This is a genomic window from Planococcus maritimus (assembly GCF_001592825.1).
Lineage (GTDB): Bacteria > Bacillota > Bacilli > Bacillales_A > Planococcaceae > Planococcus > Planococcus maritimus_C.
The window spans coordinates 1-350 of record NZ_LTZG01000061.1; the positions used below are offsets into that span (position 1 = coordinate 1).

A 350-nucleotide genomic window follows, 5' to 3' on the forward strand; every position below is an offset into this window, starting at 1 on the left:
GTTATCAAACAGGCCAATAAATACCCGTTCGGTTTGAGCGGTGCGGTGAATTCAGAGAATATCAAACACGGCACGAACATCGCCCACCAAATCGTGACCGGCATGATCCATGTCAACGACCAATCGGTCAACGACGAAGCGCATATGCCATTTGGCGGCGAAAAAGACGCCGGCCTCGGCCGCTTTAACGGCGAATGGGTGCTCGAGGAATTCACGACCTGGAAATGGCTGACCGTGCAACAGCAGCGTAGACAGTACGGGGCATTTGTGGATAACACGCAGAAATAATATGCGAAACCGGCAGCTCCTGTAATGGGGGCTGCCGGTTTTGTTTAGATGGGGATAGAAAA

The 350-nt window shown here is 52.0% G+C and carries 1 protein-coding gene; it reads left to right on the forward strand.

What is annotated here, in order from left to right; all coding sequences use genetic code 11:
* On the forward strand, positions 1 to 288 hold a 288-nt coding region (locus AY633_RS15265), incomplete at its 5' end, for an aldehyde dehydrogenase family protein (RefSeq protein WP_145915693.1).
* Positions 289 to 350 lie beyond the last annotated feature (62 nt).